16 protein-coding genes and 1 tRNA gene are annotated in these 19520 nt (G+C 51.6%); 7 read left to right on the top strand and 10 right to left on the bottom strand.

Annotated elements, in window-relative coordinates; translation table 11 throughout:
- Nucleotide 1: 1 nt before the first annotated feature.
- Nucleotides 2–499: a thioredoxin-dependent thiol peroxidase gene (bcp, locus tag PsAD46_RS19205; RefSeq protein WP_057461800.1), complete on the bottom strand. Its 498-nt coding sequence runs from the start codon at nucleotides 497–499 to the stop codon at nucleotides 2–4.
- 296 nt (nucleotides 500–795) lie between these two features.
- Here bcp and PsAD46_RS19200 point away from each other — a divergent pair, with 296 nt between their 5' ends.
- Entirely contained in the window at nucleotides 796–3966 is a 3171-nt protein-coding gene (locus PsAD46_RS19200; RefSeq protein ID WP_063307622.1) for an AsmA-like C-terminal domain-containing protein, read from the top strand.
- On the opposite strand, the gene PsAD46_RS19195 is transcribed toward PsAD46_RS19200, so the two are convergent.
- The 4 genes from PsAD46_RS19195 to PsAD46_RS19180 form a co-directional block, all read right to left on the bottom strand.
- On the bottom strand, nucleotides 3959–4720 hold the full coding sequence (locus PsAD46_RS19195; RefSeq protein WP_063305314.1) for a class I SAM-dependent methyltransferase: 762 nt from the start codon (nucleotides 4718–4720) through the stop codon (nucleotides 3959–3961). The two genes, PsAD46_RS19200 and PsAD46_RS19195, sit on opposite strands and share 8 nt — an antisense overlap.
- 159 nt (nucleotides 4721–4879) lie before the next feature.
- Nucleotides 4880–6133: a tyrosine--tRNA ligase gene (gene tyrS, locus PsAD46_RS19190; protein WP_063307621.1), complete on the bottom strand. Its 1254-nt coding sequence runs from the start codon at nucleotides 6131–6133 to the stop codon at nucleotides 4880–4882.
- A 192-nt stretch (nucleotides 6134–6325) separates the two neighbouring features.
- Complete coding sequence (locus PsAD46_RS19185; protein WP_063307620.1) at nucleotides 6326–6709, bottom strand: VOC family protein; 384 nt, start codon at nucleotides 6707–6709, stop codon at nucleotides 6326–6328.
- A 704-nt stretch (nucleotides 6710–7413) separates the two neighbouring features.
- Nucleotides 7414–7839 (bottom strand): MarR family winged helix-turn-helix transcriptional regulator, encoded by a 426-nt coding sequence (locus tag PsAD46_RS19180; RefSeq protein WP_063307619.1) that lies wholly within the window; start codon nucleotides 7837–7839, stop codon nucleotides 7414–7416.
- Between the two features lie 167 nt (nucleotides 7840–8006).
- Between PsAD46_RS19180 and PsAD46_RS19175 the strand changes: the two genes are divergently transcribed.
- Nucleotides 8007–8603: a YceI family protein gene (locus PsAD46_RS19175; protein WP_063289040.1), complete on the top strand. Its 597-nt coding sequence runs from the start codon at nucleotides 8007–8009 to the stop codon at nucleotides 8601–8603.
- Nucleotides 8604–8804: 201 nt separating this feature from the next.
- Here PsAD46_RS19175 and glnA read toward each other — a convergent pair whose 3' ends face one another.
- Together glnA and PsAD46_RS19165 are read right to left on the bottom strand one after the other, a co-directional pair.
- Nucleotides 8805–10214 (bottom strand): type I glutamate--ammonia ligase, encoded by a 1410-nt coding sequence (gene glnA / locus PsAD46_RS19170; protein WP_057461793.1) that lies wholly within the window; start codon nucleotides 10212–10214, stop codon nucleotides 8805–8807.
- A gap of 121 nt (nucleotides 10215–10335) precedes the next feature.
- Entirely contained in the window at nucleotides 10336–10674 is a 339-nt protein-coding gene (locus PsAD46_RS19165; protein ID WP_057461792.1) for a P-II family nitrogen regulator, read from the bottom strand.
- A 403-nt stretch (nucleotides 10675–11077) separates the two neighbouring features.
- On the opposite strand from PsAD46_RS19165, the gene PsAD46_RS19160 reads away from it, so the two are divergent.
- Nucleotides 11078–11527, top strand: coding sequence for a VOC family protein (locus PsAD46_RS19160; protein ID WP_063292442.1), 450 nt, complete (start codon nucleotides 11078–11080; stop codon nucleotides 11525–11527).
- Between the two features lie 41 nt (nucleotides 11528–11568).
- Here the strand turns inward: PsAD46_RS19160 and PsAD46_RS19155 are convergent, their stop codons facing one another.
- From PsAD46_RS19155 to PsAD46_RS19145, 3 genes are all read right to left on the bottom strand, one after another.
- A complete protein-coding gene (locus PsAD46_RS19155) occupies nucleotides 11569–13272 on the bottom strand; it encodes a protein kinase (RefSeq protein WP_063307618.1) in 1704 nt (567 codons plus the stop codon).
- A 171-nt stretch (nucleotides 13273–13443) separates the two neighbouring features.
- Nucleotides 13444–14616 (bottom strand): protein kinase, encoded by a 1173-nt coding sequence (locus PsAD46_RS19150; RefSeq protein ID WP_208981925.1) that lies wholly within the window; start codon nucleotides 14614–14616, stop codon nucleotides 13444–13446.
- Between the two features lie 130 nt (nucleotides 14617–14746).
- Complete coding sequence (locus PsAD46_RS19145; protein WP_208981924.1) at nucleotides 14747–15196, bottom strand: type III secretion system chaperone; 450 nt, start codon at nucleotides 15194–15196, stop codon at nucleotides 14747–14749.
- Between the two features lie 210 nt (nucleotides 15197–15406).
- On the opposite strand from PsAD46_RS19145, the gene PsAD46_RS19140 reads away from it, so the two are divergent.
- The 4 genes from PsAD46_RS19140 (at nucleotide 15407) to tig (ending at nucleotide 19350) form a co-directional block, all read left to right on the top strand.
- Nucleotides 15407–16927: an NAD(P)H-hydrate dehydratase gene (locus PsAD46_RS19140; protein WP_244273228.1), complete on the top strand. Its 1521-nt coding sequence runs from the start codon at nucleotides 15407–15409 to the stop codon at nucleotides 16925–16927.
- Between the two features lie 199 nt (nucleotides 16928–17126).
- The gene (locus PsAD46_RS19135) at nucleotides 17127–17486 is read left to right on the top strand and encodes a hypothetical protein (RefSeq protein WP_063289035.1); all 360 of its coding nucleotides are present in this window, start codon (nucleotides 17127–17129) and stop codon (nucleotides 17484–17486) included.
- Between the two features lie 201 nt (nucleotides 17487–17687).
- Nucleotides 17688–17770: transfer RNA gene (locus tag PsAD46_RS19130), tRNA-Leu, on the top strand.
- 233 nt (nucleotides 17771–18003) lie between these two features.
- Nucleotides 18004–19350 carry a trigger factor gene (gene tig, locus PsAD46_RS19125; protein WP_063297429.1) on the top strand — a complete coding sequence of 449 codons (1347 nt, stop codon included), beginning with the start codon at nucleotides 18004–18006 and terminating at the stop codon, nucleotides 19348–19350.
- Nucleotides 19351–19520: the final 170 nt, after the last annotated feature.

The raw sequence follows: 19520 nt of genomic DNA, 5'->3' as shown, positions 1-19520 counted from the left end.
TTTACTGGCTCAGACCTTGTAATTCTTCCAAGACCTTTTCGACGTGGCCGGGAACGCGGACCTTACGCCAAATCTTGGCAATCTTGCCTTCTTTATCAACGAGAAATGTGGAGCGTTCAACGCCCATGTACTTCTTTCCGTACATGTTTTTTTCCACCCAGACCCCGTAGGCCTGACAAACTTCTTTCTCGATATCTGCCCCAAGTGTGACGTTAAGTCCGTGTTTCGCCTTAAACTTGTCATGCTTTAGTGGTGTATCGGGCGAAATGCCGATGATAACAGCATTGTGTTTTTCAAACTCAGCCGCATTTTCGGTAAAGGCAATTGCTTCTTTTGTGCAGCCTGGTGTGTCATCTTTTGGATAAAAATAAACGACGACCGACTGGCCAGTTTGTTCTGATAGAGTGAATTGTCCTTGCGAATCTGTGGCTAAGGTAAAATCCGGTGCCAGCATGCTTTCCTGCGGTAAGGAAGGTGTCGCATCTTTCGTATCAGGCATTCTTTATTTGCTCCTGGGGTGCCATTTGGTCTCTTGGGACGCCGTTTTTTTGAGTATGGTGTAGATAAGCAATTAATCTTGCAGAGCACCTGTGATCACGCGATGCTATCGCAGGTTACGATTCGGTCAAAATCGAACGTACCACTAAAACAGGGAATGAGATTCTGGCTGTTGATGTTGGGAATACAGCAGAGCTTGAGAGCTCTCCTGTTACACGTCGTTTAAAGCGACGCGTAATATGGGGTGTTGTTTGCGTTTTTCTATTTATAGCGTTTGGTTTTGGCGGTTACCGGGTGATGAGTGGCCCGTTTTCTGTTCCCTATCTCGTGGATTGGGCAATCAAACAGTTTGAGAGCAAAGCGCTAAACGTTACCGTTGGTAGTGCGCAGTTTGATCTGTTTGGTGAAAACGGCAGCCGTATTCTCCTGGAAGATTCTCTTATTCGCGTCAAAGGTCGCACTGCTGCGACTGTGTTGCTCCCACGAGCCGAAATCGGCATCAATCTGTCAGGGCTGCTGACCGGTGATCTGGAAATCACCAGTGTCGCGCTGGAACGGCCTTCTGCAACGATCAAACTGGCGAGTGGGTCAGAACCTTTGCCTCGGGTGCAAAACCGCGTGGTGGCGATCGACAAGTTTAGTGTGATTGCTGTTGAGGAGCTCAAGCGCTGGCACCTTGAGAAAGTTGCTATTGAGTACGGTCGACTGGTGATCAACGCGCAGGGTGAAGAGTTTGTCGCTGATGGTATTGATGCAAATGCCGTGCTGCTGGATGATCTTTCCTTTGCAGTAAATGCTAAGATCGTGGGTCGTGAAGGGGACTGGTCATGGGATCTGAAGCGCACTGTTACACCTGAAACTGGTGCGAGAAACATTTCCGTCAATCTGCGTGATGCCTCGCTGCGAGATTTATTGCCAACACACAGTTTTGCTCGTGATGACAAGCTGGCGAATACGCGTCTGTTTGTTGAAGCGAATGCTGAACTTTGGGCGACTGGTGAGTTTGTTGGTGCGGACATGAATGTTCGTACCTCTCCAATCTTCATCCGCACTGCTCCAGATAATTCTATTACCGTCGACGAAGCATTCCTGGATCTCAATTTGCAGCGCGATAATCCCGATATTATCATCGGACGATCTTATCTGCGCCGTAAAAACACACGCGTTGTGTTTGGTGGGGTTGTGCAGCCACCTGTAACTGAAGGCGCTGAGTGGAACTATTCGCTTGGTTCCCGAGAGATCGTATTGGCGCCTGCTGATGTAAAGTCGCCGCCGCTGCTGTTCCCTGATGCTTATGCATCTGGCACGTTTGATCCGACGAACTCCCTGATTTCTATTGAACGAGCTCGTGCTGTCGGGCTTGATGCTGACATTAATGTTGCTGGATCGTTCTACTACGGGAAACCGGGACCGTCCCTTGCGCTATCCGTTTACAGCCCAAGCCTGAGCTTTGGCGAAGTGTTGCAGGTTTGGCCGACAGTTACAGCACCAAAAACCCGAAACTGGTTGATTGATCACCTCGGCCCTGGCCGGGTTGATAACATTGCCTTAGATCTGGCGCTTGGGCCGGAAGCCTTTGATGGCGACCGGAGTACGCCTGCGTGGCAGGGAGACGGCCTTACGGCGTCCTTTGATGTGATTGATGGCTCAGTCAAAGCACTCAAAACTCTGCCTGTGGTGCGGGATCTCACCGGGACCGGCAAGATCGAGAATGAAGATTTTTCGATCTCCGGCAGCAATGGTCATTTCCGTATGCAAGACGGGAACATCGTTAAGGTGCCAGAGGTTCAGTTTGCGATCAAGAATATCGCAACACCAGGGGCTCTGCCTGCTGAACTGTCTGTGCTACTGACGGGGCGTGCCGATGATTTGGGTGTGCTAGCTGACGCTGAACCTATAAATGCGTTAGAGGGTTTCAGTGTCGTGCCAGCAGACCTTTCTGGCATGGGTGAAGTCCGTGTTGAAGCCTCGTTCCCGCTCCTCAAGAATCTCAAGGTTAAGGATGTTGAGTGGCGCGCCAATCTGGATCTGAAGGACTTCAGCAGTAAAGCGAAAATCTCAGGCCAGACCATCGAAAATGCAAACCTGATCGTTCAGGCGGATACAAAGCAAACCCAGATTTCCGGCAAGGGGAAGCTGAATGGCTTCCAGTCTGAGATTGATTTGAGCACCAGCCGCGATGGCAGTGGAGCTGAAGACCGTCAGGGCGTGACGTTTGTTGCCAATGCCAAGGATCTGACAGACTACGGTGTTGATCTTCAGGGCTATGTCAAAGGCTCTGTGAAAGTCAGCTATGAAGACAGTGGCGGCGCGCAGGTGTTTGAACTGGACCTTTCAAAAGCTGCCATCAACGTTCGTGAGGTTGGCTGGAGCAAGGCGTCTGGTGTACGTGCAACCGCAAGGTTCCGTGTGACAAAAAATGGCAATGCCAGGACGCTCCATAACTTCTCATTCCTTTCTGAAGGTGTTGAAGTTCGTGGCAATCTAAAAATTGATGGCAATGGAAAGCTTGCGCTTGCTGACTTCTCCGCGTTCAATCTGCGCCCCAATGACAAAGCCAAGATGACCATTCGTCCGCGCCGTGGTGGTGGGTATCAGGTTGTCATGAATGCGGACCGTTTTGATGGCCGTGCCCTGTTGGATTCGTTTGGGGCCGATAATGCAGCTGCTTCGGCAAAGCGCAAAAGAGATGTGATTGCGGTTGACCTGACATTCAGGCGCCTGATCGGTTTCAGAGGTGTACAGGCTCAAAACGTGCGGATTGATGGGCTCTTTCGTGGGCAAAGCGCTGCTAATCTTGCTGTTTCGGGCGCAACTTCAAGCCGTGGTCAGTTCAATTTCACTGTTGGCGGTGAGGGGAAGCATCGCTTTGCAAAAGGCAAGCTGAACAATGCCGGTGAATTCCTGCGATTTATGGATCTGTTCCCTCGTATGCGCGGTGGTAACGGGCGTTTGGATATCCAGATGCCGACTGATACCAACTGGGCTGGTCAGCTGACTGTAAATGATTTTTCCATCACCGAAGATCCTGCGATTAAAGCGCTGAAAGGGATCGAGCCGAAGGAAATCCGCGGAACGCGGAACAGTGAAGTGTATTCTGCTGCAGTGAATTCTGGTGAGGCGTCTTTCCAAAAGATGCGCATGCAGTTTTCGCGCAGAGGAGACATTCTGAATGTTTCCAAGGGAACGTTGAGCGGTGCTATCATTGGTGGGACCTTTAGCGGGAATGCAAATCTGAAGAGCCGTCAGCTGGATATGGCTGGTACGTTTGTTCCTGCCTATGCCTTGAACAACCTGTTTGCGAAACTGCCGGTGATTGGTCTCATCCTGGGTGGAGGTTCTTCTGATGAAGGGCTGTTTGGAGTGACCTATAAGCTGGATGGCACCTTTGAGAAGCCTAAGTTCCAGGTTAATCCAGTCTCTGCAATCGCACCAGGTGTGTTCCGCCGTATCTTTGAATTCAAGTAGAGGCCACAGGGAGGTAGGCTGCAAAGCGCATGCAAACGTAGTCTGCTTCCCATCCTCTGCTTCTCGAATAAAGTAGCGGTTTGAGATGCTTGATAGTCTCTTTGTAAAATCGCTTCTTATGGGTCTCGCTCAGCTGCTCTGTGAGGCTGCTGGTAAAGAGTTGCAACCATCCCTTCATTCCTGTTTCCAGCGGTGTCCTGCGTTCGATTTCTGTATGGTAGGTGACTGAGAAACCTGCTTCTTTCAACGCGCGCATGTACGTTTCGGGTGGTGGGAAAATCCAGGGGCTCTTGTAGGGGCCGAAAGCAGGGTTTTCGGCGAACACGTTCTCCATTGCAGACCGGATGATGCGGCAGTTTCGATCGCATCCCATTTCACCAATAAACCGACCTCCCGGTTTAAGAGCTTTCACAACACCGCGGATGACGCCCTTGTAATCCTGCATCCAATGAAGGGCTGCGTTGGAGAAAACTGCGTTGAACTCCTTGTCAAAATTGAGGTTTTCCGCAGGTATGAGGCAGGTCTTGATGCCTTTCTCATTCGCTTGCAGGAGCATGTCTTCTGCTGTGTCGACGCCGGTTACGATTGCACCTCGATTTTGAATTTCCTGGGCCAGCGTGCCTTCACCGCATCCCAGGTCCAAAATGCTTTCTCCGGGCTGCACAGCGAGCAACTCAAGTGCGTCTTGCCCAAAGCCTGCGACATAGGCTGCGTGCTTCAAGTATTGCTGTGCGTTCCAATCCTGCATCGCCATGGGGCTGCTCCTGAATACAAGGGCAGCAGTTTAGGCTATCAGGGCTAGTTCGAGGTGCAGTTGACTGGCTGCAATTGCATAAACTTGCAGTGTTTTGCAGGCAAAGAAAAAGCCGGGTGCATGACCCGGCCTTGTTAAAATCACTGTGATGTCAGCTTGTTAGACAGGCTTTACAAGAACATGTTTTTTCTTGCCAAGGGAAAGCTTGATCACGCCATCATCGGTCAGATCAGCGTCGGTGATAGAGCGGTTATGATCCTGCTCCGCCTTATCGTTGATGCGTACAGCGCCGCCTTTGATGTTGCGACGGACTTCTCCGTTGGAAGAACACAGGCCAGCGGTTACGAAAGCGTTGAGGATGCCGAGGCCTTCTTTCAGCTCTGTAGCAGCAATCTCGATGGTTGGCAGACCAGCGGCATTGGCACCTTCTTCAAACGCCTTACGAGCTGTCTCAGCAGCATTGTCAGCCTCGATACGGCCATGGAGCAGGGCGGTGGCTTCGGTTGCCAGCACCTTCTTGGCTTCGTTGATCTCAGCGCCTTCCATTCCTGCCAGACGTTTGATCTCGTCCATTGGCAAAATGGTGAAGAGTTTCAGGAACTTCTCAACGTCAGCATCTTCGGTGTTGCGCCAGAACTGCCAATAATGGTAGGGGCTGAGCATGTCTGCGTTGAGCCATACTGCGCCTGCTGCGGTCTTGCCCATCTTTGCGCCGGATGCTGTGGTGAGCAGCGGGGTGGTGAGGGCGAACAGTTCTTTGTCTGCAAGACGGCGACCAAGGTCTACGCCAGAGAGGATGTTGCTCCACTGATCAGAGCCACCCATCTGCAGGCGGCAGTCTGTGCGGCGATGGATTTCGAGGTAATCGTAGCCCTGCAGAAGCATGTAGTTGAACTCGAGGAAGGACAGGTGCTGCTCACGTTCCAGACGCAGTCGCACACTGTCGCGCTGGATCATCTGGTTGACGGAGAAATAGCGGCCAACATCACGCAGGAAGTCCATGTAATTGAGTTTGAGCAGCCAGTCGGCGTTGTCCATCATCATTGCATCAGATGGGCCGTCACCGAATTGCAAAAACTTTTCAAAGACTTGTTTGATGCCGTTTTTGTTGCCTTCGATGTCTTCATCGGTCAGAACTTTGCGGCTCTCGTCTTTACCGGTCGGGTCGCCAACGCGTGTTGTACCGCTGCCCATGAGGGTAATCGGACGGTGGCCGGTCTTCTGGAACCAATGCAGCATCATAATTTGTACAAGGGAGCCAACGTGCAGGCTGGAGGCTGTACAGTCAAAGCCAATATATGCGGTTACGGTCTCTTTCGCACAAAGTTCGTCCAGACCTTCGGCGTTAGAGAGTTGGTGCAGGAAGCCGCGTTCTTCCATTGTCCGCATAAATTCGGATTTATATGAGCTCATTGGTCAAGCCTGTTCAAATTACTGAGTATTTCCAAGTTGAAAGGTCTATACCTGAGTTTTCAGCGGGATTCACTCGTTTTTTCTGGAAAGCCCAAATGCTATGCTGCGGATTTGGGATTGCGCTGAGAATTTGGCACTTGGGCTTGCTGGATGGCATCACCAGAATGCAAGGATGTTTCCTGCTTGTTTGGCTCAGAGCGGAATGCGACCGAATTTCAACAGGTTGCCGTGAGGGTCGTGGATGTAAAACTCTTCCATATCCCAGGGGCGTCTGGTGAGTTGCGTGAAGCGGGGTTCGCTCTTGCCGTCCTCTGGAAGGCCGAGTTTGCGATATTCTTCGTGAAGGTCGACGACGGGCCCTCCACGGAAATAAACGCTGCTGTTGTTGCACAAGTGCTTTTCTGTGGTGAGCCAGAAGTGGATTTCTAAAGTGTCTCTACGCAGAATCAGAAAGTCGTCCTGTTCGTAAACGACGTTGGTAAAGCCGAGCTTGTCTGCGTAAAACGCTTTTGTTTCCTGAATGTTGAGGGAAGGAAGTGTGGGGAGAAGTTCAATTGTGTCGGCTGCTGCAGTCATTGTTTTCTCTAAAATATGAATGTAATTGGTATATTTTAGAGGGTGCGGACTACATTGCAATGGCCAAAAGAAAACCCCGCGTCCTTCTCGAAGGTCTAAACGGGGTTTTGCTTTTATAGTCGGATCGCCGCGATTTACCGTTTCAAGGCTATATGCTGGGGCGTTTGATATGATTTCCGCCCGTGTACGTCCGGGTTCGATCCGTGCTTACCGTCTGATGACGCTCGGTCGCTCAGGCCGTTCTGTAGTCTTGCTATATTGTAGCATCTTGCAGAGGGTCTTCATAAGTACCTAATTGCCTTCATAAAAACCGTACAACATGCAGGTCCGGTGGAGTCATTGGCTCTCCTTTTGTTGACCTGTACCTAACTTAGGAACGCTTGGGTTTTCTTTCAAGGGATGGGGGAGAAAATAGTTAGTGCTGCCTTAGTGAAGACGCTCCATTTTTCCAAGAAAGCGCAAAAAAGAAGGCGATCCGAGAGGATCGCCTTTGAAGAGTATGCGGGTCTAATCAGCACGGTCAGATACTGATAACCTCATTGCACTTAAACGCAGTTTCGTGACGTGGTGATGACATATCCCCTTTGCGCTCTAATGTGCGTTGGTTTGCGTTCTTTCGTGTTTTCTTGCGTTGCTGTGTAGAGGCGTTGTGTTGCGCGTAAAGCCATTGTTTACTGTCACGACCCACTGGTCGATGAAATAATCTAAACTAGCGCCTTTAAGGCTGCTACGAGTTGGGTCGCGCCTTCCTTGCTGATTTTTGTATCAAGTTTTTCTTCCAGCATGCGCTCATAGGTTTGCCACATCTGGGCGCGGAGATCTTTTCCCTTTGAGGTGATGAAGAGGGTCTTGCCGCGCTTGTCCTTGAGGGCGGGTTTGCTCTCGACCAGCTGAGCCTTGGTGAGCGACTGGATAACACGTGAGAGGTTGGCCTGCTGGAAGAGGACGCGTTGCTCCAGCTCGAATTGCCTCAGGCCATCGGGTGCGTTCTCCAGTTCCCAGAGGATGTCATACCAGGAGAGAGGGGGGAAACGCTCTGCTTTGAAGGCGCTCTCGATATCGGTGTAGATGGTCTTTTGCACTCTGTTGAGAGCGATCCAGAGAGAAACTGATTCTTTGCTGACAGACATCACATCCTCGTTATTTGCGCATTCCGCTCTTGAAAATGGTTTTCATTCATTTAGATGTATATACATGCATATATATTAACATGATAAAAATCAATAGTTTAATGAATGTGTATTTGCAGGAAACTGCAGTTTTTATGTGACAAACAGGGATATGAGGCAGGAAAAGCATGAGGCATTTCACGAAATTCGCCGTTGTTGCGGCATCGCTTGCATTCACAGCGTCAGCGCAGGCCGCGAGCTACAAATTTGATCCGACCCATACCGAGGTTCGGTTTTACTACAATCATGCGGGACTGACAGAACAATCTGGTGAGTGGAAGGTTGTTGGCGGGGAAGTGGAGTTTGATCCGGCAAAGATTGAAGAAACGAAAGTCAGTGTGACCATTGATCCGGCAAGCGTGGATACGGGTGTTGAGCCGCTGGATGAGCATCTGAAAGGCTCTGACTTCTTTGACGCGGAGAAATTTCCTGAAATCACCTTCGTTTCCACATCCGTCAAACAAACCGGAGCAACAGCTGTGACATTGGTGGGGGATCTGACCATCAGGGACCAAAAGCATCCGGTGGAACTGGACTTTCAGCTCAAACACAATGGCCCGCATCCGCTGGGAAGCTACTTTGATTACTATCAGGGGCAGTGGATCGGTGTAGAGGGCAAGGGAGCGATTTTGCGCAGTGACTTTGGTGTTGGTAAGTTTGCGCCATTGACCAGTGATCGCGTGCGTCTTGAGATCTCTGCGGAGATGAGAGAGGGCGGCTGGTAAGCTCTCTGCTTTGCTGATGCAGGTTTGTATCGCCAGATGAGATCCGGGTGATGGAACAACAAAACCCCGACTGAGACCAGCCGGGGTTTTATTGTGCCTAGATGAGAGGACTGCTTTTGAAAGGCGTATCCTGATTTGAGCCGAAGCTCGTCTTATGGATACGCCATAGGTGCATTGGAGTTAAAGCAGTCCCTTCATAACTTAGACGGAGTAGTACATGTCGAACTCAACTGGGTGAGGGGTCATGTCTGTGCGCATGACTTCTTCCATCTTCAGTTCGATGTATGCGTCGATCTGGTCGTCATCGAATACGCCGCCTGCTTTGAGGTATTCACGGTCTGCATCGAGGCATTCCAGAGCTTCACGCAGAGATGCTGCAACAGTTGGGATCTCGGAGAGTTCTTCTGCTGGCAGATCGTACAGGTTCTTATCCATTGCATCACCAGGATGGATCTTGTTCTTGATGCCATCAAGACCAGCCATCAGCTGTGCAGCAAACGCCAGGTATGGGTTTGCAGAAGGATCCGGGAAGCGAACTTCTACACGCTTGCCCTTTGGAGAAGATGTGAATGGAATACGGCAGGATGCAGAACGGTTCTGGGAAGAGTATGCCAGAAGAACTGGAGCCTCGTAGCCCGGTACCAGACGCTTGTAGGAGTTGGTGGACGCATTGGTGAATGCGTTCAGAGATTTCGCGTGCTTCAGGATGCCGCCGATGAAGTACAGAGCATTCTCGGAAAGGTCAGCATACTGGCTGCCAGCAAAGGTTGGCTTGCCGTCTTCCCATAGGGAGAAGTGGCAGTGCATGCCGGTGCCGTTGTCGCCGAAGACTGGCTTAGGCATGAAGGTCGCGGACTTGCCATAAGCGTGTGCAACTTGGTGAACCACGTACTTGTAGATCTGCATGTGGTCAGCACAGGTTGTCAGGGTCTGGAACTGCATGCCGAGTTCGTGCTGAGCTGCTGCCACTTCGTGGTGGTGCTTTTCAACCTTAACGCCCATGTCGGACATGACGGTCAGCATTTCGGAGCGGATGTCCTGCGCGCTGTCAATTGGTGGTACTGGGAAGTAGCCGCCTTTTGTGCGTGGACGGTGACCGAGGTTACCGGACTCGTACTCGCTGTCCATGTTGGATGGCAGTTCGGAACAATCCAGCTTGAAGCCGGTGTTGTACGGGTCTGCTGCAAAGCGAACGTCGTCGAAGATGAAGAATTCAGCTTCCGGGCCAACGAATACGGTGTCGCCAGCGCCACATGCTTTTACATAGGCTTCAGCGCGCTTGGCTGTCATGCGTGGGTCACGGTTGTAACCTTCGCCTGTGCGTGGGTCGAGAACGTCACAGAAGATGGACATGGTGGACTGCGCGAAGAATGGGTCGATATGAGCTGTTTCCGGATCTGGCATCAGCATCATGTCGGATTCGTTGATTGCTTTCCAACCACCGATAGAAGAACCGTCAAATGCGACGCCCTCTGCGAACATGTCTTCGTTCACCTGGGAGATATCCATGGTGACGTGCTGCAGCTTGCCGCGCGGATCAGAAAAACGAAGATCTACGAACTTTACGTCTTTTTCCTGGATTTCTTTCAAGACATCAGCGGAGGTTGTCATAACTTCCTATTCCTCTTATTAAAATCGCCAGTGGCGCAGTGTTGTAAACTGGAAGACCAAGCGTGTGGGATCGTTGCCCCTAACTCATTCAGTCCTCGTGATTTCCTAGTGAAACTCTGGGTTAAACAGCGTCTTCGCCCGTCTCTCCCGTACGAATACGGATTGCTTCTTCGATGCTGGAGACAAAAATTTTGCCATCACCAATGCGGCCAGTCTGTGCGGCGTCGCGAATGGCTTCTACAGCTTTTTCTACAAGATCATCGTTGAGTACGATTTCCACCTTAACCTTTGGCAGAAAGTCCACCACGTACTCGGCGCCACGATAGAGTTCTGTATGACCCTTCTGGCGGCCAAATCCTTTTGCTTCGGTAACGGTGATCCCCTGAAGACCAACCTCCTGAAGTGCTTCTTTCACTTCATCCAGTTTGAACGGCTTAATGATCGCCTCAATTTTCTTCATGGTCTTCACACTCTCAGTTCGTCTTGTATCTGCGTGCGCTGCTGATCTGGCATGCTCTTAAAAATGATCAGCGCGTGTGCAGAAAGTTCGCGATTCAAAACTTACGGAAATATGAATGCAGAAACCGTGCCAGTTTTGAAATTTTCTTAAAAAGCCGCGAAAGCGGGCAGTTTGCTCCCTTAATAATAATGGGAAACTGCATCTGAAATATATCTGGTGCACAAACACTGCGCATAATGGTTAAAAAATAGGCAGTGTACCTTTTGTTCATCTCGCCTGAAACTAGGAGTTGGTTCCTTGTGCAAGGCAGGGTTATGTTGGTCGTGAAAAAGCTGTTGCAGATTTTGCGCGTTCCTATGGAAGCTGACAGTCAGTTTTTGGCATGCGCTTGAAGGAGCGAGTGATGAGGTTGGTTTCTCTCGACCATGTCGTGCTTACCGTTCATGATGTTGAACGTACCAGTCGTTTTTATCAGGATGTACTGGGTATGGAGGAGATCATATTCGGAGGCGGGCGGCGGGCCCTGCATTTTGGGCAGCAGAAGATCAACCTTCAGCCCATCGATGTGGATCATACTCCGATCGCGCAGGAACAGGTGCCGGGGACCGCAGATCTCTGCTTTCTGGTTGAGAGTCTGGATTCGGCCATTGCGCGGCTGAGTGCTGCTGCCGTGACGATTGTGGAGGGGCCTGTGTTCCGCACAGGTGCCAGTTCGCCGATCCTGTCTGTCTACATTCGCGACCCTGACGGCAACCTGATTGAGCTTTCCCAGCCTCAGGATGTGGTGATTGCCAGTGATGAGCGGGAGGCTGCCAGGAATGTGAAGAAGAAGCCGCCAAAGTCCAATCGCTAGGCGTGTTGCCCAGCTCTGATCGTATGAAGCTAGCTTTTATCCTATGCAGATTTGGAGCTGGTTTGCTGCATGATGTAGTCGAGGACTTTTTTCGCTTCGTCCGGTTGCAGGAGCGGATCCTGTAAAAACTGGCTTTGCTGCATGTCGTCCAGGCTGCTTCTCTTCTTCGGATCGATCTGCATGGAATTGTTGACGAAGCGGGCGTACTCGGACTCGTAACTCTCGTTGTAATAACCAGGCTCTCCAGCCAGATCAGGATCATCTGTTGGCGTGAGGGCTTTCTCCGGGCTGTTTTCTTCGCCGGTTTGAGATTTTGAGTTGCTCAGTTTGCGCACAACATGGAGGGCGAATGCATAAGGGCTGTCGCAATCCGGCGCGCCCAGAAGATTGGCTTCACCTTCACCTCCGCCATATACCATCTGGCCAATGGCATAACCGTCCTGTTTATCGTCCAGGCGGTCACGATCCTCTGCGTCTTTGAATGCAGCGGCGATGGCTTCCGGGCTGGAATATTCCGGGGTACCGAAGTCCAGTGGGTCTTCTCCAATGGTGCCTGCAAAACCAAAATCAGCGATCTTGAGGGATTGGCTGTTCTTGTCGAACAGGATGTTGCCTCCCTTGATGTCGTTGTGACTGATGCCTGCCGCGTTGACATGCTTCAGTCCGTCAATCGCTTCATTCGCCATGAACTGTAAGGCGCCCCAATATTGAGAGTGGCTGAGCTTGTTCTCTTGGAGGAGTTCTTCGGCTCCTTCGAAGAGGTCACCTGCTTCACAGCCTTCCACGTATTCCATGGCAAGGCCGGTTTCGCCGTCGATCTCGTGTATTCCGTAGCACTGTACAACGTTCTTGTGCGGGCCTGCGGCCATCAGCTTCCCATAGATCTGGGCTTCTTTTTGCAAGGCGTCTTTGCCTTTTTGTGACCGTGCGGTCTTGAATGCGATGGATTTTCCGCTTTTTTCGTCCGTGTACAAACTCACTTCTCCAAAAGATCCTGCGCCCAGTCGTTTGGCGCGTTTGAGATTGTCGGAGGGGAGAGGCATTGCTGCTGGTGTTTCCGCGCGCTCTCCATCCTCGGAGAGGCTTGGCTCGTCGACGCTGCTGACTGTGAACCTGTTGGTGGGGGAAGCTGTGGGCGCTGGTGATTGCTCCAACTCATCTTCTGAGGGGCTGTCCTCGTCCACATTGCTGACTTCAAACCGGCTTGTGGCGGGCTGAGGTTGTTCCGGCTCTGTGTCGCTCTCTTCATCCTCGGAGAAGCTTGGTTCGCTGACGCTGCTGACTGTGAATCTGTTGGTAGGCGGGGCTGTGGGTGTTGGTGGTTGCTCCAGCTCATCTTCTGAGGGGCTGTCCTCGTCCACATTGCTGACTTCAAACCTGCTTGCGGCGGGCTGTGGTTGTTCCGGCTCTGTGTCGCTCTCTTCATCCTCGGAGAAGCTTGGTTCGCTGACGCTACTGACTGTGAACCTGTTGACGGGTGGGACTGCGGTGAGTGGTGGTTGCTCCAGCTCGTTATCGCTCTCCTCGTCTTCTGAGAAGCTGATTTCTTCGACGTCGCTGACGGTGAACCGGCTGCTGGTGGCCATGTGGGGATGGTCGAAATCTGGTTCTGTCTGGCCGTCCTCTGCCGAACTTTCACTCAGGCCCAGCAGGGTGATGACATTGTCTGCCCACGCGCTGATCTGGGCATCCTGAGTTGATGGATCATTCGACGGGTTCTGAAGAGGGCGAGGCGACTTTGTCATGTTACAGGTCTTGAGCTGTTTGCGATCGTTTGCTCACTCCACTGTAAACAGAGGCGATGTTGTTAAGGTGTATCGAAATGGAGAGATGTGATTAAAATGTCCCTGAAGGGGTGCAGCAAAAAAGCCGACCACGAGGCCGGCTTTCTGATGGTTATCATTGCAAGGAGCAGATCAGGTTTGTTGCATGAGAGCTGCGAGTTCTGCCTTGTGGTCTTCTTCCATCTTGGTCATGAGGCCTGAGATCACCTGACGGGCTTCGTCTGGCTGACACAAAGGGTCAGAGATGAAGTTGGTCTTCAGGAGCTCTTCTGCGGTGCCACGCACATCGATGTCCAGCAGGGTTGAGATATTGACGAACTCAACATAAGCAGTTTCGCCGCCCTTGCCGAAATGGCCCGGTGTGCCTGCAACGGCTGGGTCATCGGCCTGATTGAGCGCCTGATACTCAATGGTCTCACCGCGGCGCTCGATATCTCGAAGTTTGGAATGCATTGCAAAGCCAAGTGCGGCTGGCTCACCAGTATTTTGTGCACCAAATAAATTCTCGGCATGTTCGCCTGCGCGGTAGGTCATCTGACCAACGGCGAAGGTGTCCTGCTTCTCATTGGCGCGTGGTTTGTCTCCATCTTTGTGTGGAAGAGACAAAAGAGCTTCCGGAGCTGAATGGTCCGGAGTGCCAATAGTGACAGGATCAATACCGATTTTTGCAGCGCTGCCAAAGTCGACGATTTTAATCGCCTGACTTTCCTTGTCATAAAGGAGGTTGCCACCCTTTATGTCGCTGTGGCTGATGCCTGCCTGTGCCAGATGGTGCACGCCGCTCAAAACGTCGCGCATAATGAACTGCACGGTGCCCCAGTACTGGGAATGGCTGAGCTTGTTGTTTGTGTAAAGCTTTTCGGCAGTGGTGAAGAGCTTGCCTGCTTCGTAGCCTTCTACATGCTCAAGGGCGAGGCCCTGTACGCCCTGAACTTCGACGATGCCCATGCTTTTGACGATATTATCGTGAGGGCCGATCTGGGCAAGTTTGCTGTAGACCTGTGCTTCTTGCTGCAGGGCGTGCCAACCGGCTTCGGTGCTTGCGACTTTAAACGCGAAGGACTTGCCGTCCTGATTGACAAGATAAACGTCACCATTGGCCCCAGCACCAAGGCGCTTGGCGTTTTGCTCAAGCGCGGTGCGGTCTGCTTCAAAAGGGGCGGTCGCCTCCTGCGTTACACTTTCTGAACTGGTTTGGCTCGGTGGCTTTATCCGGTTTGCGAGCGTTTCAGTTGAAGCGGTGTCGAGGGGCTTCGTATTGCTTGTTGTTGGCGGTGTTGAGCCCTTTTGGGTCTCAACAGACACGCCGCGCGCTTCCAACTTCTCTGATTTTTTTGGCGCAGAGTTTTGTTGTGCACTTACGTCGTTCTGGAGTTGGCTCTGATCAACTGGAGTATGCTTGGGAGAGTTGACGGAATGCATGGGTGAGAGACCTTTACAGGCGAATAGACGTCGTGCTCCAGTCCGGTTCTACGGCTTTGGAGGTTTGGGTGGATTTCGTTTCAGAAAGCCGTGCGCATACCTGCTCGCGAATTTGCATCAGGTTGACCAGTGTGTTCTCCAGTGCAAGGTCATCTGTGAACCGGAGTGTGGCCTGAGCATTCAGTTGCAAGTCACCAGATTGAGACAGTCCGAGGAACGCTCCGCGGAGGAGGTCCACATCCTGATTGAGCTCCAAAGCCGCCTTCAGTGTGTTTTTATCTTCTGCAAGAAGGAGGCTGGTGCTTATATAAATGAGATCCGAGCTTTCATTGAGTTCGACCGACCAACGACTTCCGTTTGCTTCTTCAATAAGAAATAGTCCAGTATCAGGCTGGGTGGCCATACCCAGACGTCGTGCGAAAGCAGTCATTAGCTGGTCGTAGTGGGCTCGTCTCTCGTGCATGTTTTCGTAGTTTTCCCAAAGTGGTGCGCTGGTATCAACATTTACTCAGGAAGTGCCTCTTAAATCTGTGCCTTTTAGCACTAGCTTATGTTTTGTGATTTTTCGTGATCGAAAAAACGTCGCGGCAGCTGGGTAATGATGAACCAATTTCTTAGGGATAATGGGTAATAAATTTCTCAGAGCCTGACGAATAGGGAAATGGAGAGCTTTATGCATGAGTTATTGACACCATTGCAGATGAAGAAGGCAGATCGCCTGACCATCGAGGGTGGCTTTCCCGGTATTGAGTTGATGCATAATGCAGGCAAGGCTGTGTTTGAGGTGATGCGCCAGATTCTGCATCCCTATTCGCGGGTTCTTGTGTTTTGCGGCCCGGGAAACAACGGCGGAGACGGCTTTGTTGTTGCGCAGCTAGCGGACAATGAGGGCTTTAATGTTTCTGTCGGGCTGGTGTGTGACCCGGAGACTCTCGAAGGCGATGCGGAGCTTGCCTATGATGAGATGGATCTTGATTTAACCTCAATGGATAACATGCGGGCCGCGCTGGAAGAGCTGGGTGAGGACGACGTTATTGTTGATGCCTTGTTTGGTGCGGGTCTCTCTCGTCCTTTAGATGATGAAGTTCTGGCGCTTGTGCAGCACATCAATGACAGTCCGGCGCAATGTGTCGCAGTTGATCTGCCCTCCGGTGTGAGTGGCCGCAGCGGCGCTGTGCTGGGTGAGGCAGTGCATGCAGATATGACAGTGACGTTCTTTCGTGCCAAGCCGGGGCACTACCTTTATCCGGGCCGGGGACATTGCGGTGAGATCGTTATTGAGCAGATCGGGCTGGAGGATGCTGTCTTAGAGAAGATTGGGCCAACCGCTTTTTACAACTGCGACAAGATTTGGGGAGATCTTCCCGATCAGCCAGCTGTGGCAGGGCATAAATATAACAGGGGGCACACTGTTGTTGTGAGTGGTCCCAAGTTTGCCACTGGTGCGAGCCGTCTTGCTGCGCTGGGCGCACAGCGGGCGGGCAGCGGGCTTGTGACTGTGGTGGCGCGGGAGCAGGCGGCTCTGGTCCATGCAGCGCATCTGACGAGTATCATGATCCGCCCGGCTGAGCGTATTGCCGACTTTGAACGTATTTTGGAAGATGAGCGGCTCAACTCCGTGGTGATCGGACCGGCAGCCGGTATTGGCCGCGAGACGCAGGAGCGGGTTGCTGAGTGTCTTTCCGGAGCGCGCGGTGTGGTTTTGGATGCGGATGCGCTTTCGTCCTTTGAGGAAAAGCCGGAGCACTTGTTTGCCTACATTGCGGATTCTGACTGCGCTGGGCGTGTTGTGCTCACACCTCATGAGGGTGAGTTCCGGCGTTTGTTTCCTGATTTGTATGATCCCACGTCCACAGATTGCAAAGTGGAGCGCACCAAGAAGGCCGCGAAACAGGCTGGTGCTGTGGTTGTGCTGAAGGGGGCGGATACGGTGATTGCAGACCCTGAGGGGCATGTGTCCATCAATGCCAGTGGCACACCCTGGCTTGCAACAGCTGGGTCTGGTGATGTGCTGGCGGGTGTGATTGCCGGATATCTGGCGCAAGGACTTGGTGGCTATGAGGCCGCTGCGAAAGGTGTTTGGGTGCATGGCCGGGCCGCTGAAATTGCCGGAGCCGGGCTTATTGCGGAAGATCTGGTTTCGCATATTCCGGATGTGCTCACCGAGCTGGTTCAATTTTTGGGTGATTTTTAAAGCTTCCCCGCCCAAGGGATGGGTTTAGCTGCTGAGATATCTGGTGGGAATCATCAATATTTGTGATAATTGATCTACGAAACGTCATGCGTATCATTTAGTGAGACAAGCAATGCGATAGGCAGACGAGAGAAGGGGGAGGGTTGCGCGTAAAACGTGTGATCGTCTTCGCCTTCGGGACGATATTACGGATATTCTTATGAGCAAGACGACACAGCACTCTGCAGCACTCCGCCAGATCATCGAGGCGCTGGCACCGTTTAAAGACCATGATGCTAAAATGCAGGTCTCGACGGTTTTGACATTGCTTGAAATTGCCGTTCATCAGGAGGAGGGGGTGACGATCCATCCTCATGGCCTTCAAAAGAAGATTGGTTACCAATCAGGAACTGCGACCCGCAACATCTATTACTGGTGCGAAGGGCACAAGGATGTGCGTGGCGGACATAACTATGCCCGTGTTGAGGCGGATAAAACGGATGGTCGCCGCCGGGAGTTGTATCTGACCGAAAAAGGCGCGGCTTTTATGCAGCGGGTTCTGACGCCACTTTGTGAGTGAGCGGAGTGGCTTGCTGGCTGGCAATGCACGAGCCAGAAAAGAAAAAGGATGTGATGCGATCTCCTCCGTGAGAAATAAGCCCCGGATTGTCGTAATGCACAGTTTCATAGGTAGAAATGGCGTGGAAAACCGAGAACTGGGCATAAACAGCGTATTAGGTGGTTGACTTCTCTTAGGTTCCCATTTAGCTACCCCTCCAACGCGGCTGTGGCGAAATTGGTAGACGCACTAGATTTAGGTTCTAGCGGGAGACCGTGGGGGTTCGAGTCCCTCCAGCCGCACCATATCCCCGGTGATACGGTGCATAAATAAACGACCGTAGCTTATCGGAAACGGAAAAGTTGAGGGCGTTGTCGAGGTTCGGTTTATGCTCACCTTTTCGTCAGGCGGATAAGAGCTGAGGGATTTTCTCCCGAAGCGTTTTCCCCCCTTCGAAATTGGTGTTATGTTTACCGTGCTGGGACAAACCATATTGGTTTGTCGGTACGCGTCCTAAATCAAGGACGAAGCAAAGACCATGCAGGTATCAGAAACCCTGGCCGAGGGCCTAAAGCGCGAACTCAAAGTCGTTATCCCGGCGACGGATCTGGCGACCCGCCTCGATGAATATCTTAATGACATGAAGTCAAAGGTAAACATTAACGGCTTCCGTCCGGGTAAAGTTCCAGTTTCTCATCTCAAGAAAGTTCATGGCCGTCAGGCAATGGGTGAGCTGATCGGTAACCTGATCAACGAAACCACTGCTAAGACCATTGAAGAGCGCAAAGAAAAGCCAGCTCTTCAGCCAGAAATCGATCTTTCTGACGATGATGCTGAGAAAGTTTTGGCTGGTGAAGCAGATCTCGCTTACACCATCTCCTATGAAGTTCTGCCACAGTTCGACATCGTAGATTTCTCTGCGATTGAACTTGAACGCCCAATCGTTGAAATTTCCGAAGACGAAGTTGACGAGCAGGTTAAGCAGATCGCAGAAAGCAACCGTCCATTTGAAGCGCGCGAAGAAGGTGCTGCTGCTGAAGACGGTGACCGCGTTACCATGCATTACCTCGGCAAGCTTGACGGCGAGCCATTTGAAGGTGGTGAAGATGAGAACGGTCAGCTGGTTCTGGGTTCTGGTCAGTTCATTCCTGGCTTTGAAGAGCAGATCGTTGGCATGAAAATCGGTGACAAAAAAGTCATCGACGTGACCTTCCCTGAAGAATACGGCGCCGCAAACCTTGCTGGTCGCGCAGTTACCTTCGACATCGACGTTAAAGGCATTGAAGCTGCTGGCGAAGTTTCCATTGATGATGAAATGGCAACCAAGCTGGGTCTTGAATCCCTTGAGAAGCTGAAAGAAATCGTTCGTGGCCAGATTGAAAGCCAGTTCGGTGCAGCTACCCGTCAGAAAGTAAAGCGCGCTCTGCTGGACAAGCTGGACGAAGAGTACTCCTTCGAGCTGCCTGAGAAACTTCTGGAAACAGAATTTGACGGTGTCTGGAAGCAGGTTGAAGCTGACATGCAGCAGTCCGGTAAAACCTTCGAAGACGAAGAAACAACCGAAGACGAAGCTAAAGCTGAATACCGCAAGATCTCTGAGCGTCGTGTACGCCTTGGTCTGGTTCTTTCTGAAGTTGGTGAGCAGAACAAAGTTCAGGTTACCGACGAAGAAGTTCAGAAGGCTCTGTTCGACCGCGTTCGTCAGTTCCCAGGTCAGGAACAGCAGGTGTTCGAATTCTACAAGAACAACGAACAGGCTCTCGCTTCCTTGCGTGCCCCAATCTACGAAGAGAAGGTTGTGGACTACATTCTGGAACTCGCGAAAGTTTCCGACAAAGTTGTGTCTAAAGAAGAGCTGATGGCTCAGGACGAAGACGAAGCATAATTGTTGGGATTACCCAAGAATTTCGGAAAGGGGGCCTTGTGCCCCCTTTTTCTTTTTTGACATCTTGAATTTTGAGGTGGAAAGCCGAAATATCTGAAGCCGTCTTAAGTGCATAGGCCCAATGTGGTCTTTAAGCTCCCTTATAATTGGGATAAGACTATCGGGTCTTA

Origin of the sequence: Pseudovibrio sp. Ad46 (assembly GCF_001623065.1) — a bacterium.
GTDB lineage: Bacteria > Pseudomonadota > Alphaproteobacteria > Rhizobiales > Stappiaceae > Pseudovibrio.
This window is presented reverse-complemented; position numbering and strand designations above follow the sequence as displayed.